We start from the raw sequence: 16,229 nt of genomic DNA, 5'->3' as shown, positions 1-16,229 counted from the left end.
TGACCACGATTACCCATGAGTTCCTTTCAAACCGCTCTTGCCATCGTCGGCGCCGTCGTGCTGATCGTCGTCGTCGCCTACAACGCCTGGAACAACCACCGCAACGCGCCACGCCGCGCGCGCCAGGTCGCGCAGGCCGCGCCGGGCGAGGGGGCGGAAGAGCCCGTGCGCCGCGATCCGCTGCTCGACGGTGCGATCGCCGACCTGGGCGGGCACGAGGGCACGGCCCCGGCGCCCGCCTGGCAGGATCTGCGGATCGACCCCGTGGCCGCCGCGCCGCATGAATCCGCGCCGCAGCAGCGCGGCGCGCTGGATGCGCTGATCGATGCCATCGTGCCGCTGGCGGCCGAACAGCTGGTCTCGGGCGATGCCGCGCTGGCGGCGTTGCCGGCGACGCGCCGCGTCGGCAGCAAGCCGTTTGCGGTCGAGGGCCTGAACGAGGCCACGCAGCAGTGGGAGGCACCCCAGCCTGGCGCGCGCTACCGCCAGTTTCAGGCCGGGGTGCAGCTGGCCAACCGGCTGGGCGCGCTCAACAACATCGAGTTTTCCGAATTCGTCGCCAAGGCGCAGGCCTTTGCCGATGCGATCAACGCGGCGCCGGAGTTTCCGGACATGCTGCACGAGGTGGGCCGCGCGCGCGAGCTCGACCAGTTCGCCAGCGCGCACGATGCGCAGCTGTCCTTCGCCCTGCGCGCGCGCCAGGCCGCCTGGAGCCCGGGCTACATCCAGCAAAGCGCCGCGCCGCTGGGTTTCATCGTCGGCAGCATGCCGGGGCGCCTGGTGCTGCCCGCCGCCGACGCCGGCCTGCCGCCGCTGCTCACGCTCTCCTACGACGCGCAGGCCGCGATGTCCGACGAGCCCGAACGCTCGGCGCTGCGCGAGGTAAGCCTGGCGCTGGACGTGCCGCAGGTGGCGCGTGGCGAGCAGCCCTTTGCGCGGCTGCGCGAGGTGGCCAAGGCCTTGGGAGAAGCCATGGATGGCGTGCTCTGCGATCCCGACGGGCAGATGATCCCGGCGATGGCCATGGACCCGATCGCGGCCGATCTGGAGCAGCTCTATGACCAGCTCGATGAACGCGAGCTTTCCGCCGGCTCCGTGCTCGCACGGCGCTTGTTCAGCTGAAAGCCATGTCCGGGCAGACTGAGCTTTTTTCGCCTCCAGCGCAGGATGGGCAAGCGCTGGCAGCTATGCAAATTGAAGAACTCCGGGCGCAACTCACACGCTGGGCGCATGCGTATTACGTGCTCGATGCGCCCAGCGTGCCCGATGGCGAATACGACCGCGTCTACCAGCAACTGGAGCGGCTGGAGGCCGCCCACCCCGCGCTGATCACGCCCGATTCGCCCACCCAGCGCGTGCTCGGCAGCGTGCTGCCTGGCCTCGCTGCCGTGCGCCACGCGGTACCCATGCTCAGCATCCGCACCGAGACCGATACCGAAGCCACCGGCGCGCAGGCGTTTGACGCCCGCATCCGCCGCGAGCTGGGCCTGGCCGAGGGCGATCCGCCGGTGGAATACATCGCCGAGCCCAAATTCGACGGCCTGGCGATGAACCTGCGCTACGAGCAGGGCCGCCTGGTGCAGGCCGCCACGCGCGGCGATGGCGAGCTGGGCGAAGACGTCACGCACGCCATCCGCACCATCCGCCAGATTCCGCTGAGCCTGCAGGGCGAACAGGTGCCGCCGGTGATCGAGGTGCGCGGCGAGGTTTATATGCGCGGGGCGGATTTCGAACGCCTGAACCAGCGCCAGCAGGCCGCCGGCGAGAAACTCTTCGTGAACCCGCGCAATGCGGCGGCCGGCGCCGTGCGCCAGCTCGACGCCCGCATCGCCGCGCAGCGCCCGCTGTCCTTCTTTGCCTACGGGCTGGGCGAGGTCACGCCGCCGGAGCAGGGCGGCCCGCGCTTTGCCACCCACTACGCGCTGCTGCAGCGGCTCAAAAGCTGGGGTTTTCCCGTCGCGGCCGAAGCGCGCATCGCCCATGGCGCCGCCGAGCTGGCGGCGTTTCACCGGGCCATGGGCGCGCAGCGCGCGGCTCTGCCCTATGGCATCGACGGCGTGGTCTACAAGGTCAATGGCCTGGCCTTGCAGCGCCAGCTGGGCTTCGTCACGCGCGAGCCGCGCTGGGCCGTGGCGCACAAATACCCGCCGCAGGAAATGGTGACGACGGTGCAAGCCATCGACGTGCAGGTGGGCCGCACCGGCAAGCTCACGCCGGTGGCGCGCCTGGCGCCGGTGTTCGTCGGCGGCGCCACGGTGACCAATGCCACGCTGCACAACCTGTTTGAACTGCGGCGCAAGCGCGTGCGCGTGGGCGATGCGGTCATCGTGCGCCGCGCGGGCGATGTGATTCCCGAGGTGCTCGGCCGTGTGGAGGAGGGCGCCGTGCGCCAGCCTTACGTGCCCAACTTCCACATGCCGCGCGCCTGCCCGGTGTGCGGTTCCGCCGTGGTGCGCGAGCCGGGCGAGACGGACCATCGCTGCAGCGGCGGGCTGTTCTGCGGTGCGCAGCGCAAGCAGGCGCTGCTGCACTTCGCCAGCCGCAAGGCCATGGACATCGAAGGCCTGGGCGAGAAGCTGGTCGACCAGCTGGTCGATCAGGACATCCTCCACAGCCTGCCCGGAATCTACGGCCTGCAGGTGGATCAGCTGGCGGGTCTCGATCGCATGGGCGAAAAATCCGCGCAAAACCTGTGCGACGCGCTCGAAAAATCAAAGCACACCACGCTCGCGCGCTTCCTCTACGCGCTCGGCATCCGCAACGTCGGCGAGGCCACCGCCAAGGATTTGGCGCGCCATTTCGGCCAGCTGGATGCGCTCCTGGCGGCCGACGTGGATGCACTGATGCAGGTGAACGATGTCGGCCCCGTCGTCGCCGAATCCATTCGCACCTTTTTCGCCCAGCCGCACAATACCGAGGTGGTGCAGCAGCTGCGGGCCGCCGGCGTGCGCTGGAGCGAGGCCGCGCCCGCGGCCGCCGCGCGGCTGCCGCTGGCGGGCAAAACGGTGGTGCTCACCGGCCAGCTCCCCACGCTCTCGCGCGACGCGGCGAAAGACCTGCTGGAAGCCGCCGGCGCCAAGGTGGCCGGTTCGGTCAGCAAGAAGACCAGCTACGTGGTGGCGGGCGCCGAGGCGGGCAGCAAGCTGGCCAAGGCGCAGGCGCTGGGCCTGCCCGTGCTCGACGAAGAGGGGCTGCGCCGTTTGCTGGCAAAAGAGCCGGACTAGTCCGAATGACCCATGGACGAATCGCCCAGCGCCTGCAAGAATGAAGAAAAGAGGCTGTTTATCGGCTCTTTTCAATGGATTGGTTTTGACAATGGGGGCGCAATGATCAAGGCACTGAAGTGGACAGCCCTGGGGACGGTGCTGATGGGCGCGGGTCTGGCGGCGAACGCGGCGTCGCTTTCACTGACCGGCGTGCCTGAACAAATCTACCAGCAAAGCAAGGATTCGCCTTGCATCATTTCGGGTCAGAACTGCCCGCAGCAACCGTCCACGTTTGCCTACACGAATTACAACAACACCGGAGCCATGGAAGAAACGGAGCAGACGTCGCCTTTCTACACGGTGGGGCAACTGCTTTCAATGTTCGAATACGGCTTTTCCGTTGGATTGGATGTCAATCAGGCGGGCAAGAAGGATCAGACGCTGGACTATTTTCATATGTCCCTCGGCGCTTCATCCACGAGCATGTCGGTCGTCGATACCTACACGGGCGCATCGGGCAATATCCCGGCTTTCAACCAGGGCGCCGGGTGGGCGGATTACGTGATTTCCGGCTTCACCAGCCTGGTCGGCTTGCCGTTGGCCACGGTGGTCGCGTTCGACATGAAACTCAGCGACATGAGCTCGGGTGCCGAATCTTTCTTCCTGATCGCCAATTCGGCGCCACCTGTTTCCACGGTGCCGCTGCCTGGCGCGGCACTGCTGCTGGCCAGCGGCCTGGGCGGCATGGCAGCCCTGCGCCGCCGGCGCAAGGCCATCTGATCATTGGGGGCCGGCGCTGGAAAGCGGCGCGCGGCAAGGCAGACAAAGGGTTGCAGTGGCGCACTGCAACCCTTTTGCCGTTCTATGATCCCCGCATGACCGCCCTCATGCTGTCCCGCCGCGATGCCGCGGATTGCCTGTCCACCGGGACGGCCTTGTTCAACCCCTCGGAGGACGTGATCCGATGACGCTCGCGCGCCGCGCCCCTCGTCTTGGTCTGGTGCTGGGCAGTGGCTCGGCGCGCGGCTGGGCGCACATTGGTGTGCTGCAAGTGCTGGAGGAAGAGGGCTTGCGGCCCGACGTGGTCTGCGGTGCGTCCATAGGCGCACTCGTCGGCGCGGCCTATGCGGCGGGCGAACTGCCGCGCTTTGCCCAATGGGTGCAGAGCCTGGGCATGCGCGAGGTCTTTGGCTTCATGGACTTCAATCTTTCGGGCGGCATGCTCAAGGGCGAGAAGCTGATCGCCTTCTGGCGCCGCAATTTCGCCGATTTCGGCATCGAAGCCTCGCCGGTGCCGTTCGCCGCGGTGGCCACCGACCTGCATTCCGGCGCCGAGGTCTGGCTGCGCGAGGGCTCGATCGCCGACGCGGTGCGTGCCTCGATTGCCTTGCCAGGACTCTTCACGCCGGTACAGCGCGAGGATGGCCGCATCCTGGTGGACGGCGGCATAGTGAACCCGGTGCCCACGTCGCTGGCGCGCGCGATGGGGGCGGACATCGTGATTGCGGTGGACCTGAACGCCGACATTCTGCAGCGCCACATGCAGCCGCTGACGGTGGAAGAACCCATGGCCGAGCCGCAAGCCGCCGAGCCTGACGCCGACGCGGAGCCGGCGCCGCCCGCGGGCTGGAAAACGCGCCTGCGCCAGTGGCTGCCGTCCCATGATGCCAGGCACGGGCCCAAGACGCCTTCGGTGCTGGATGTCGTCATGACCAGCGTGGCCATCATGCAGATGCGCATCACGCGCAGCCGCATGGCGGGTGATCCGCCGGAATTGGTCATCAGCCCGAGCCTGGCGCATCTGGGCCTGCTCGATTTTCACCGCTCGGCCGAAGCGATCGAAGAGGGCCGGAGGGCCGCGCAGGCCGCGCTGCCGCACCTGCGCCGTTTCATGGCGCAGGCTTGATGCTTGCCCGCGTTTGCAGCAGGGCCGAGACTGGCTTGCACCAGGGCGGCGCCGTACACTGAAGTGTCATTTTCAATGCACTTTTGATTCCCATGCACGACCACACCACTGCCGAAGCGATCTACCCGTTTGATGCCCGCGGCATTGCCCGGCGCTTTCGCCATTCGGCGATCTTCGGCGCGCTGGATGCGCTGCATCCCGGCGAAACCATGCGCTTCATGAACGACCACGACCCGCTGCCGCTGCTCAGCCAGATCGAGATGCGCTATGGCGACGGCGTGGCCATCGAATACCGCCAGCGCGAGCAGGGTGCCATCGTCATCGATTTTCTGCGGCAGTAGCACGACGTGCCTGTCCGCGTCCGGCGTTGATCCGAGCAAAAAAAGGGCCAGACGTTGCTGGCCCGTGAATCGCTGCATGCCCGAGAACCGTGGGCCTGCGACGCAAAGCCATCTTGCCCACCAGGAGGATGGCCCGGCGATTGCCACGATGGCTCGCCGCTTGTGCTTATGCAGCGTTTGGGTGCTGACCTCTCTCCAACCCTCTTGTCCGTGCTTTGTCTGCAGCATCGCAGGCGGTGTCGGAGGGCGACAGTGCCGAAAGTCACGCAAGCGCGGCAGAAGTGTTTCCGTTTGTATTGCCCACGGGCGTGGGCTGCGCACTGATCGCCGCCAGCAGCTGCTGCGTGTTCACCGGCTTGAACAGCACGGGCACGCCGGCGGCGCGCACGTAGCGCAGCCGTTCGGGCGCGGTCTCGCCGGTGACGAGCAGCAGCGCCAGTGGGGCAAAGCGCCGCGCCAGCGCCAGACCGCAGCGCAGTCCATCCACGCCGTGCGCCAGCCGCAGGTCGCAAATCAATTGCCCAAACGGCTGACCCCTCGCCTGTGCTGCCTGCAGCATGGCGGCCGCCTCGGCTTCGGTGCTGGCGGCCCGGGCCTGCACCCCGTGGCTGAGCAGCAACTCGCACATGGCGATGCGCACGTCGGCTTCGTCGTCCAGGATCAGGATGGGCCGCGCAGGCGGCGGTAGCGAAGGCGTGTAGTGGGTGACCGCCGCCGCCAAGGCGAGGTCGATGCCAACGGGCGCCTGTGCCAGCGGCAGGTGCAGCCGGAACCTGCTGCCGCGCCCGGGGCTGGAATCGAGCTGCAGGCGATGACCGAGCAACTGCGACAGCCGGGCGACGATGGACAGCCCTATCCCCAGGCCCAGCGCGCGGTCGCGCCCCGGGTTGTTGACCTGGTAGAACTCCTGATAGATAAGCTTTTGCTGCTCTGGCGCGATGCCGATGCCGGTGTCGTGCACTTCGATGCAGGCCTGGCCCCGGCGTTGGCGCGCCAGCACCAGCACCCCGCCGCGCGCGGTGTATTTGATCGCGTTGTCGATCAGATTGGACAGCAGGCGCAGCAACAGTTGCGGGTCGCTGTCGACCCAGAGCCCGGTGGCGCGGACACGCAGCGCCAGCTCTTTTTCGCTGGCGGCGTCCACGAAGCTCTGGTTCAGCGACTGGAACAGATCCTGCAGTGCGATCGGCCGGCGTTCGGTGGCGACCACGCCGGCATCCAGACGCGAGATGTCCAGCATCGAATCGAGCGAATGGCCCAGCGTGCCCACCGCCTGCATCAGGCGATCGGCGTTGATGCCGGCGGGCTGCCCGTGCAGCTGGTGCTGCAGCGCGGCCCCCAGCAGGCTGATGGCGTGCAGGGGCTGGCGCAGGTCATGGCTGGCCGAGGCAAGAAAGCGCGTTTTTTGCCGGCTGGCCTCCTCGGTGGCCTTCACCTGCGCCGCGAGCTGCTCCGCCAGGGCTTCCTTCTCGAAGCGTGAGCGCAGCGATTGCGCCATCAAGTCCGACTGGGCCCCGGCGAAGCGCAGCACCGAGCCCAGAAAAATCAGGCAACAGACCGCCAGGACGGCATTCATCACACTGGGACGCAGCAGCAGCGCCAGCGTGAGGCACAGCATCATCGGCAGCAGATAGTTCCAGGCCGCGCGCCTGAGCGGCGAGACCGCCGAAACCCCGGCCGCGCACAAACCCATCATGATCAGCATCATCAATGCCGTCAGCGGCAGGGTGTCCGGCAGGAACAGCAGGGGCGCAAGCCCCCAGGTGATGCTGTTGAGACGCAGTTCGCGGCAATAGGTGTCGGCCCAATGCGTCAGGTGTCCGTCCGCGGCCTGGTCCTTGAAGTACGCCGTCAGCACCGGCAGGCGCGAGGTGTTGTACAGGTGCAGCAGCATCCAGGCCAGCACCAGCCAGTGCGGTGCCTGCCAGTACATGGCGGCGCCGAAGGTCAGCGCCAGCAGCGCGTCGCCCAGCGTGGCTGCGCGGATCGTGGAGTAGAGCATCGCCACCTGTTCGCGCAGGACGAGCCGCTCCAGCCGGTCGCCGGCGGCCTGGCTGGCGGGCGGTGGATCTGCAGTGATCGCCATGGGTGCGGGCTGGCCGGCAAGGATCAGCCGCGCAATTTGGCGATCAGCTGCGCCCGCGAGCGCACGGCAAACGACAGCAGCAGCATGGAGACGTGGTTTTTCACGGTGCCCTCCGACAGGCAGGTGATCTCGCCGATTTCCCGGTTGGACTTGCCTTCCAGCACCCATTGCAGAGTCTGCAGCTGGCGCGCGGTGAGCTGGCTGCCCGCATCTGCCATCGGGTCTGGCGAGGTGGCCAGGCGGGTCAGGCTGTCGCAGGAATGCAGGGGCGCACACTGCATCCGCTGCGCAGCCTGCGCACCCCGCAGCGCGCAGGTGCGCACGAATTCCAGCATGTGGCTGAGATCGCCGGTCTTGGGGAAGAACGCGACCGCGCCGAGCGCCAGTGCATCGCGGGCCGTCGACGGACTTGCCGTGCCCGAAAGCACCACCACCGTGGCATCCGGACAGGCCTGGCGCAGGGCGATCAGCGTATCCAGCCCGTGGCTGTCGCGCAGCGTGAGATCCAGCACCACGACGGCGATGTCGGCTGCGTTGCCCTGGTAGAGCGCGAGGGCCTGGGCGAGCGTGTCCGCTTCGTGGATGGCCAGCGCCGGCTGGCCCGCTTCGCGCGGCTGCTCCGCCAGCAGGGCCCGAAACCCCAGGCGCACCAGCTCGTGGTCGTCCACCAGAAGGATGGCGCATGGGTCGCGCCCCGCACCGCGCGGCGCAGGGCGCCTGTCGACGGAGGCGAATGCCTCGGAATGGGTGGGGATCATGAGGGGCGTCGTCCTGAAGGGTTTCTTATGTGACGTCAATTGCCTCTCCCTGCCAAGTGCCGAAAGTCACTGCGCCCGTCAATAGCTCAGCCGCTCAGGCCGTATTTCCTGCAGGATGGTGGTGGCGATCTCCTCGATCGACTTGGTGGTGGACGACAGCCAGCGTATGCCCGAGCGGCGCATCATGGACTCTGCCTCATGCACCTCGGCGCGGCAGTTCTCCAGGCTGGCGTAGCGCGAGCCGGGGCGGCGCTCGCTGCGGATCTCCGACAGGCGCTCGGGGCTGATCGTCAGGCCGAAGATTTTCTTGCGGAACGGCATCAGCGCCGGCGGCAGCTGCTTGCGCTCGAAGTCTTCCGGAATCAGGGGGTAGTTGGCCGCCTTCAGACCATGCTGCATCGCCAGGTAGAGGCTGGTCGGCGTCTTGCCGCTGCGCGAGACACCGACGAGGATCACGTCGGCACCTGCCAGGTCGTCGTGCGTCTGGCCGTCGTCGTGCGCCAGGCTGAAATTGATGGCTTCGATGCGATCGTGGTACTGCTTGTTCTGGCTGATGTCCGAAAACCGCCCCACGCGGTGGTGGCTCTTGATCCCCAGCTCGTCTTCCAGCGGCTGCACGAAGGTGCCGAACATGTCCAGCATCATGCCCTTGCAGCCTTCGCGGATGACTTTCAGCACCTGCATATCCACCAGCGTCGTGAACACCAGGGGCTTGCGCGCCTCGACTTCCGCCGTGTGGTTGATCTGGCGTACCACCTGATGGGCCTTGTCTTCCGAGTCAATGAAGGGCAGGCGCACGCGCCGCGGCTCGATGTCGAACTGGGCCAGGATGGCGTTGCCAAAGGTCTCGGCGGTGATGCCGGTGCCGTCGGAGACGAAAAATACGGTGCGGGCGTTCATGCGTTCGGTGGGGTGCGGATTGGGCATGGGGTGGCGCGGCCTGGGCAGCGCCTACAATCGCCCGATTATTCCTGTTTCTCACCATGCAGCACGCTGGCCCACAACTCCAACGACAAAGCCTTGCAGGCTGCATGGGCGCTTGCCTGCCCGTTTTCGAGGGCGCGGCGGCAGACCCGGTTTCAACTTCTGGAGCTTTCCCATGTCTGCACGCTTTGAGGCGACCGCCCTGGTCGTACCGTTTGAAAACCTGAGGATGACCGACGTCGAGGTCGTTGGCGGCAAGAACGCCAGCCTTGGCGAGATGATTTCGCAATTGCCCCAAGGGGTACGCGTGCCCACGGGTTTTGCCACCACGGCGCACGCGTTTCGCGAGTTCCTGAAACACGAAGGCCTGCACGGCCGCATCAGCGATCGCTTGGCCAGGCTGGACGTGGACGACGTGCGCGCGCTGGCGGCGGCCGGCGCCGAAATCCGCGGCTGGGTCGAGAACCAGCCCTTTCCGAAAGATCTGGAACAGGCCGTACGCGTCGCCTTCGCCACCTTGAGCGCTGGCAATGCGCAGGCCAGCTTCGCCGTGCGCAGCTCGGCCACGGCCGAGGATCTGCCCGATGCTTCCTTTGCCGGCCAGCAGGAGACCTTCCTGAACGTCGTGGGCATCGAGGATGTGCTGCACAAGATGAAGGAAGTGTTCGCTTCGCTGTACAACGACCGCGCCATCAGCTACCGCGTGCACAAGGGCTTCGCGCACGACGTGGTGGCGCTCTCGGCCGGTGTGCAGCGCATGGTGCGCTCCGATCTCGGTGCAGCTGGCGTGATGTTCACCATCGACACCGAGAGCGGCTTTGATCAGGTCGTCTTCATCACCAGCAGCTACGGCCTGGGCGAGACGGTGGTGCAGGGCGCGGTGAACCCCGACGAGTTCTACGTGCACAAGCCCATGCTCAGGGCAGGCAACCAGGCCGTGATCCGCCGCAACCTCGGCAGCAAGCTGATCCAGATGGTGTTCTCCACGCCCGAGGAAAAGGCAGCAAGCGGTAAGCTGGTCAAGACCGTGGACGTGGCCACCGAACAGCGCAACCGCTATTCGCTCACCGACGCCGAGGTGCAGCAGCTGGCGCACTACGCGCTCACGATCGAGCAGCACTACGGCCGCCCCATGGACATTGAATGGGGCAAGGACGGCACCGACGGGCAGCTCTACATCCTGCAGGCCCGCCCCGAGACGGTGAAGAGCCAGTCCAAGGGCCAGGCCGAGCAGCGCTTCAAGCTCAAGAGCACCGGCCCCGTGCTGGTGGAAGGGCGCGCCATCGGCCAGAAGATCGGCACCGGCCCGGTGCGCCTGGTGCACGACATCCGCGAGATGGACAAGGTGCAGGCGGGTGATGTGCTGGTCACCGACATGACCGACCCGAACTGGGAGCCGGTGATGAAGAAGGCCTCGGCCATCGTCACCAACCGGGGCGGGCGCACCTGCCACGCGGCCATCATCGCGCGCGAGCTCGGCATCCCGGCCGTGGTCGGCTGCGGCGATGCGACCGATTTGCTCAAGGAAGGCACCTTGGTCACCGTGAGCTGTGCCGAGGGTGATACCGGCAAGATCTACGACGGCCTGCTCGAAACCGAAGTGACCGAAGTGCAGCGCGGCGAGATGCCTGCCATCAAGACCAAGATCATGATGAACGTGGGCAACCCGCAGCTGGCGTTCGACTTTGCCCAGCTGCCCAACGAGGGCGTGGGCCTGGCGCGGCTGGAATTCATCATCAACAACAACATCGGGGTGCACCCCAAGGCCATTCTGGACTATCCGGCCGTCGATGCCGACCTGAAGAAGGCCGTCGAAAGCGTGGCACGCGGCCACGCTTCGCCCCGCGCGTTCTACGTGGACAAGGTGGCCGAAGGCGTGGCCACCATCGCGGCCGCGTTCTGGCCCAAGCCCGTGATCGTGCGCCTGTCGGATTTCAAGTCGAACGAGTACCGCAAGCTCATCGGCGGCAGCCGCTACGAGCCCGACGAGGAAAATCCGATGCTGGGCTTTCGCGGTGCGGCGCGCTACATCAGCGAAGATTTCGCCGAAGCGTTTGCGATGGAATGCGATGCGCTCAAGCGCGTGCGTGGCGAGATGGGCCTGACCAATGTGCAGGTGATGGTGCCTTTCGTGCGCACGCTTGGTCAGGCCGGGCGGGTCACGGAACTGCTCGCGCAGCACGGTCTCAAGCGTGGCGAGAACGGCCTCAAGACCATCATGATGTGCGAGGTGCCCAGCAATGCCGTCCTGGCCAACGAATTCCTCGAATACTTCGACGGCTTTTCGATCGGTTCCAACGACTTGACGCAGCTGACGCTGGGGCTGGACCGCGATTCCGGGCTGGAACTGCTGGCGCATGACTTTGACGAGCGCGATCCGGCCGTGAAGGCCTTGCTCAAACAGGCGATTGCGGCCTGCAAGACGCAGGGCAAATACGTGGGCATCTGCGGACAGGGCCCCAGTGATCATCCGGATTTTGCGCAATGGCTGGCCGACGAGGGGATCGTCTCGATCTCGCTCAATCCCGACACCGTGGTCGCTACCTGGCAACAGCTCGCCCGCTGACGCTACCGGCCCACGCCGAGCATGCCCACGGCCGCCACGCCTGACTCAGACGCCGAGCGGGTGGGCGTGCCGCTGGACCCGGCACTGGCGGACCTGCACCACCTGGGACTGAAACTGGCCTTGCTGGCCGTGTGGGCCGCGGTATCTTTTGGCGTGGGCTATTTCGCCGCAGATCTGCAATTTTCGGTTGGCCCCTGGCCTTTCAGCTACTGGGTCGCGGCGCAGGGCGGGGTGCTGGTATTCATCGTCCTGGCATGGGGCTACTGCTGGGCGATGCAGCGTTTTGAACGCCAGCAAGGGATGGGAGCGGGCGCGGCCCCCGAGGGCGAGTCGCATGGCTGATCCGGCCAGCGCCGAGCGCTCCTACAGCAGCCGCATCCGCCACATCCTGGGGCTGTATGTTATCGGCCTGATCGGCTTCATTGCCACGATGGCCTGGGCCGAGCAGCAGGGCCTGTCGCGGCACTGGATAGGGCCGATCTTCCTGTTTCTCACGGTGATGGCGTATGCCGCCATCGGCGTGCATGGCCGCACCTCGGATCCAGCCGAGTATTACGTCGCGGGACGGCGCATTCCGCCGATCTACAACGGCATGGCGACGGCTGCCGACTGGATGAGCGCCGCATCGTTCATCAGTTTGTCCGGTGCGCTTTATCTGCAGGGATTTTCAGGTACGCCCGGGGCCCCCGGCGGTCTGGCCTACATCCTCGGCTGGACGGGTGGCTTCGTGCTCGTGGCCATGCTGATTGCGCCGCCGCTCAGGGCAATGGAACTCTATACCATCCCGGACTTTTTCCAGGTACGTTTTGGCGGCCGCTGGCCCCGCATTCTCGCCGCCCTGGGGGCGGTGCTGTGCTCGTTCACCTATGTGGTGGCGCAGATCTACGGTGTCGGTCTGATCGCCTCGCGGCTCACGGGCGTGCAGTTCGAAATCGGCATCATGCTGGGCCTGGGCGGGGTGCTGCTGTGCTCGTTCCTGGGCGGCATGCGCGCCATCACCTGGACCCAGGTGGCGCAGTACGTGGTGCTGCTGCTGGCTTTTCTCATCCCGGTATCGTGGCTCGCGTACAAGCAGCTGGGCAACCCGATGGCGCCGCTGGCCTATGGGCAGCAACTGGGAAAGATCGCGGAACGTGAAAGCGTGCTGCTGGCGTCTGCTGCCGAGCGCCAGGTCATCGCCGCCTATGAACAGCGCATGCGTGAAGATGCCGAGCGCCTGGCGGACGTGCCTGCGGCCCTTGAGCGCGAGCGGCGTGAAGCGCGCGAGCGCATCCAACTGCTGCGCTCGCGCAATGCCGATGTGGATCTGATCGTGGCCGCCAGCCGGGAACTGCTGGCCATGCCGCGCGACGAGGCCGAGGCGCGTGCACGCTGGACACGCGATCTGCGCGAGAACCAGCAGCGCGCACAGCCGCTGGGGGGGCTGCCGCGGCACATCCAGCCGTTTGTCGGTGACCCGGTGGGCGACGAGACGCAGCAGGCGCAGTACGACCTGTCACGGCGCAATTTCATCGCATTGCTGTTCTGCCTGATGCTGGGAACAGCCGGCATGCCGCACCTGTTGATGCGCTACTACACCGTGCCGACGGTTGCCGCGGCGCGCGCCTCTGTGGCCTGGTCGCTGGTCTTCATCGCGCTTCTGTACCTGAGCATTCCGGCATTGGCGGCACTGGTGAAGTTCGAGGTGATGAGCCATCTCGTGGGCAGCCGTTTCGATGCGCTGCCCAGTTGGATTGCGCAATGGGCGAGCGTGGACTCCTCCCTGCTGTCGGTGCAGGATGTCAATGGCGACGGCATTGTGCAGTTTGGCGAAATCCGGCTGGGGGCGGACTTGCTGGTGCTGGCCGCGCCCGAGATTGGCGGCCTGCCTTATGTCGTGTCCGGCCTGGTGGCGGCCGGCGGTCTCGCGGCGGCTCTTTCGACGGCGGACGGCCTGTTGCTCACGATCAGCAATGCGCTGGTGCGCGATCTCTATTTCCAGCCGGGCAGGCGCAAGGCCTCTCCGGAGCAGCGGGTAATTCTGACGAAGTTCACCTTGCTCACCGTCGCGCTGGCCGCGGCTTTCGTCGCTGCGCTCAAGTCCTCGGAAATCCTGCCGCTGGTGGCCGCATCGTTTTCGATTGCTGCCGCAACCTTTGTGCCCGCCATGATTCTTGGAATCTACTGGCGCGGCATGACCCGCCACGGAGCGGTTGCGGCCATGGCGGTTGGCCTGGGGCTGACGCTGTACTATCTGGTGATCCACAACCCGGCGGCGCGCGCATGGCTGCCCAGCGGATTGCTGGTGCCGGGCCTGTGGTGGGGCATAGAGCCGATTTCTGCCGGAGCCTTTGGCGCCCCTGTGGGGGCGCTGGCCGGATGGCTGGTCAGCCTGCTGTCGCGGCGCGTCAGCCGATAGCGAGCAGTTCGACGTCGAATTGCAGCGTTGCGTTGGGCGGGATCACGCCGCCAGCGCCGCGCGGGCCGTAGCCCAGATCGGCCGGGATGATGAGTGTGCGCTGTCCGCCCACCTGCATTCCCTGCACGCCTTCATCCCAGCCGCGGATGACCATGCCCGCGCCCAGCGCGAATTCGAAGGGCTGGCCGCGGTCGCGGCTCGAATCGAAGCGCGCGCCCTTCTGGCCCGTCTCGTGCAGCCAGCCGGTGTAGTGCACGCGCACCGTCTGGCCTTTTCGGGCGGGTTCGCCTGCACCCGCGCAGACATCTTCAAATTGCAGGCCGGAGGCGGTGGTTGTCAATGCCACTGTGGAGGTTCCTTTGGTGAATGGGAGGGTCTTATTTTCTGGCGCGCGCTGCCGACCAGCGCGTCGCAAACGCCTGGATGTCCGAAAGCCGCTTGAGCAGATCCTGGCCGGAGGCGGTGACGATGTAGCCGTCGCTGCCGTGGTCCAGAAAGCCGGCCTCGCGCAATTCCTTGATGCGGGTGTTGAGCGTGTTGGGCGTGATGCCGCCGACGCTGTCCTGCAGCAGGCGAAAGGTTTGCGGATGGCCATCACGCAGTGCCCAGAGTACGCGCAGTGCGTAACGGCGTTCCAGCCGTTCAAGAAGCAGGTTGACGGCGACGTTTTCTTTGGAACCCATGGACTGTCTCCTGGTGCGAAACGGTGTTCAGCTGTCTATGCCGTGGCAAAAGCAGCTAAAAAGGATAGCGCTATGGTAACGTGGAAACGCGTGCCATGCCAAATTTTCCATCGGCGATCCAATCAGGCAGTCCTGGTCTGCGGGTTGCGGTTCGGATTTCTGTTGTTTTTCGGCATTTTCTGCCTGCTGGCGGCATGGACAAAGCGCCAACAGCTATCAATGCTGCAGGTTCAAGATTGCCGCTGTGACGCGCCGCGGCTTTCCATCATGCGCACCAGCACCTGCAGCGTCCGGTTGACCGGCGTGGCAATGCCCAGTTGCGTGCCACGCTGGACGACGTAGCCATTGAGGTGTTCGATTTCCGTCGGCTTGCCGCGGGCAATATCCTGCGCAGTTGACGATAGCTGCCCGGGCATGGTGGCGACGATATTGCGCAAGGCCGCATGGATGTCGCCCGGTATCTGGACGCCGTCGGCCCGGGCGACCGCCAGGCATTCCGTGACGATGTCCTGCACGACTTCCGCGGCGCCGGGCTGCTGCATCAACCAGCCATAGGGCTGCTGCAGCAGCGCGGACAGTGCGTTGACGGCGCTGTTGATGATGAGCTTGGCCCAGAGTGCGCCGCGGACGTTGTCCGATACCTGCGTGGGTATGCCGGCGGCCTGCAACTGGGTTGCAACGGTGCTGCTGAGCGGGGAGGGCGCCAGCACCAGGTCTCCCCGGCCATAGTGGCGCACATGGCCGGGGCCGACCATCGCCGTAGCCACGTAGACCACTGCCGCTGCCACGCTGCAGGCCGTGCCCAGCACGGCACGTGCGCGCGCGTCGTTGTCCACGCCGTTCTGCAGCGTGAGCAACAGGGTGTCTGGATCGACGTAGGGTTTGATCTCCCGCGCCGCCGTTTCGGTATCGCCGGACTTTACGCACAGAAAAACAACGTCCGCGCCCTGTATTGCGCCAGGCTGCGTGCTGGCGCGCAGCGAAATGAAGGTGTCTTCAGTGGCGGTTTGCAGGCGCACCCCGTGTGTTTCAATGGCCTGTACATGGTGGGGACGGCCGATCAGCGTGACGGCATGGCCCGCGCGCGCGAGCATGGCCCCGAAATAACATCCCACGGCCCCGGCACCGATGATGGCGAAGGACAAGGGGGCCGTTGGCGCAAGGGGGTCGGTCATGAATGGTGCCTCTGGAATGCCGGAAATTTGAAATCGGCTGGCCATCGTAGCGCGGATGCTTCATGGGGGTGGAAGTATTAATTTCCATATTGTGGAAATTAATACTATTGATCGAGATGCGGACATGTTGCAGCGCACCAAATTTTCCCAAATGCAAAAATTCTATTTTTCAATACGATATTTCAA

At 66.0% G+C, this 16,229-nt stretch carries 14 protein-coding genes; 8 read left to right on the top strand and 6 right to left on the bottom strand.

Going from position 1 to position 16,229, the window contains the following annotated elements:
* The first annotated feature begins 15 nt into the window (after positions 1-15).
* From K320_RS0105810 to K320_RS0105785, 5 genes are all read left to right on the top strand, one after another.
* Positions 16-1,122, top strand: coding sequence for a cell division protein FtsZ (locus tag K320_RS0105810; protein WP_024537903.1), 1,107 nt, complete (start codon positions 16-18; stop codon positions 1,120-1,122).
* 5 nt (positions 1,123-1,127) lie between these two features.
* Positions 1,128-3,224 (top strand): NAD-dependent DNA ligase LigA, encoded by a 2,097-nt coding sequence (ligA, locus tag K320_RS0105805; protein ID WP_024537902.1) that lies wholly within the window; start codon positions 1,128-1,130, stop codon positions 3,222-3,224.
* Positions 3,225-3,236: 12 nt separating this feature from the next.
* The gene (locus tag K320_RS0105800) at positions 3,237-3,986 is read left to right on the top strand and encodes a VPLPA-CTERM sorting domain-containing protein (RefSeq protein WP_024537901.1); all 750 of its coding nucleotides are present in this window, start codon (positions 3,237-3,239) and stop codon (positions 3,984-3,986) included.
* 184 nt (positions 3,987-4,170) lie between these two features.
* Positions 4,171-5,112: a patatin-like phospholipase RssA gene (gene rssA, locus K320_RS0105790; RefSeq protein WP_024537900.1), complete on the top strand. Its 942-nt coding sequence runs from the start codon at positions 4,171-4,173 to the stop codon at positions 5,110-5,112.
* A 92-nt stretch (positions 5,113-5,204) separates the two neighbouring features.
* On the top strand, positions 5,205-5,453 hold the full coding sequence (locus K320_RS0105785; RefSeq protein ID WP_029695856.1) for a DUF2249 domain-containing protein: 249 nt from the start codon (positions 5,205-5,207) through the stop codon (positions 5,451-5,453).
* A 262-nt stretch (positions 5,454-5,715) separates the two neighbouring features.
* Here K320_RS0105785 and K320_RS0105780 read toward each other — a convergent pair whose 3' ends face one another.
* From K320_RS0105780 to ppsR, 3 genes are all read right to left on the bottom strand, one after another.
* On the bottom strand, positions 5,716-7,539 hold the full coding sequence (locus K320_RS0105780; protein WP_024537898.1) for a hybrid sensor histidine kinase/response regulator: 1,824 nt from the start codon (positions 7,537-7,539) through the stop codon (positions 5,716-5,718).
* Between the two features lie 23 nt (positions 7,540-7,562).
* The gene (locus K320_RS0105775) at positions 7,563-8,297 is read right to left on the bottom strand and encodes a response regulator transcription factor (protein WP_024537897.1); all 735 of its coding nucleotides are present in this window, start codon (positions 8,295-8,297) and stop codon (positions 7,563-7,565) included.
* Positions 8,298-8,375: 78 nt separating this feature from the next.
* Positions 8,376-9,197, bottom strand: a complete 822-nt coding sequence (ppsR, locus tag K320_RS0105770; protein WP_024537896.1) for a posphoenolpyruvate synthetase regulatory kinase/phosphorylase PpsR — start codon at positions 9,195-9,197, stop codon at positions 8,376-8,378.
* 199 nt (positions 9,198-9,396) lie between these two features.
* Between ppsR and ppsA the strand changes: the two genes are divergently transcribed.
* From ppsA to K320_RS0105755, 3 genes are read left to right on the top strand one after another with little or no spacing between them, the layout of a single operon-like run.
* A complete protein-coding gene (ppsA, locus tag K320_RS0105765; protein WP_024537895.1) occupies positions 9,397-11,787 on the top strand; it encodes a phosphoenolpyruvate synthase in 2,391 nt (796 codons plus the stop codon).
* A gap of 21 nt (positions 11,788-11,808) precedes the next feature.
* A complete protein-coding gene (locus tag K320_RS0105760; RefSeq protein ID WP_024537894.1) occupies positions 11,809-12,129 on the top strand; it encodes a DUF4212 domain-containing protein in 321 nt (106 codons plus the stop codon).
* Positions 12,122-14,185 carry a VC_2705 family sodium/solute symporter gene (locus tag K320_RS0105755; RefSeq protein WP_024537893.1) on the top strand — a complete coding sequence of 688 codons (2,064 nt, stop codon included), beginning with the start codon at positions 12,122-12,124 and terminating at the stop codon, positions 14,183-14,185. The genes K320_RS0105760 and K320_RS0105755 overlap by 8 nt, the downstream gene beginning before the upstream one ends.
* Here the strand turns inward: K320_RS0105755 and K320_RS0105750 are convergent.
* From K320_RS0105750 to K320_RS0105740, 3 genes are all read right to left on the bottom strand, one after another.
* Positions 14,175-14,531, bottom strand: coding sequence for an FKBP-type peptidyl-prolyl cis-trans isomerase (locus K320_RS0105750; RefSeq protein WP_024537892.1), 357 nt, complete (start codon positions 14,529-14,531; stop codon positions 14,175-14,177). The two genes, K320_RS0105755 and K320_RS0105750, sit on opposite strands and share 11 nt — an antisense overlap.
* A 31-nt stretch (positions 14,532-14,562) precedes the next feature.
* Positions 14,563-14,868: a winged helix-turn-helix transcriptional regulator gene (locus tag K320_RS0105745; RefSeq protein WP_024537891.1), complete on the bottom strand. Its 306-nt coding sequence runs from the start codon at positions 14,866-14,868 to the stop codon at positions 14,563-14,565.
* A 230-nt stretch (positions 14,869-15,098) separates the two neighbouring features.
* Positions 15,099-16,043: a ketopantoate reductase family protein gene (locus K320_RS0105740; RefSeq protein ID WP_024537890.1), complete on the bottom strand. Its 945-nt coding sequence runs from the start codon at positions 16,041-16,043 to the stop codon at positions 15,099-15,101.
* Between the last annotated feature and the right edge of the window lie 186 nt (positions 16,044-16,229).

Source organism: Comamonas badia DSM 17552 (genome assembly GCF_000484635.1).
Lineage (GTDB): Bacteria > Pseudomonadota > Gammaproteobacteria > Burkholderiales > Burkholderiaceae_C > Comamonas_C > Comamonas_C badia.
Note: the sequence above shows the minus strand (reverse complement) of the source record. Positions and strands in the feature narration are given on the sequence as shown.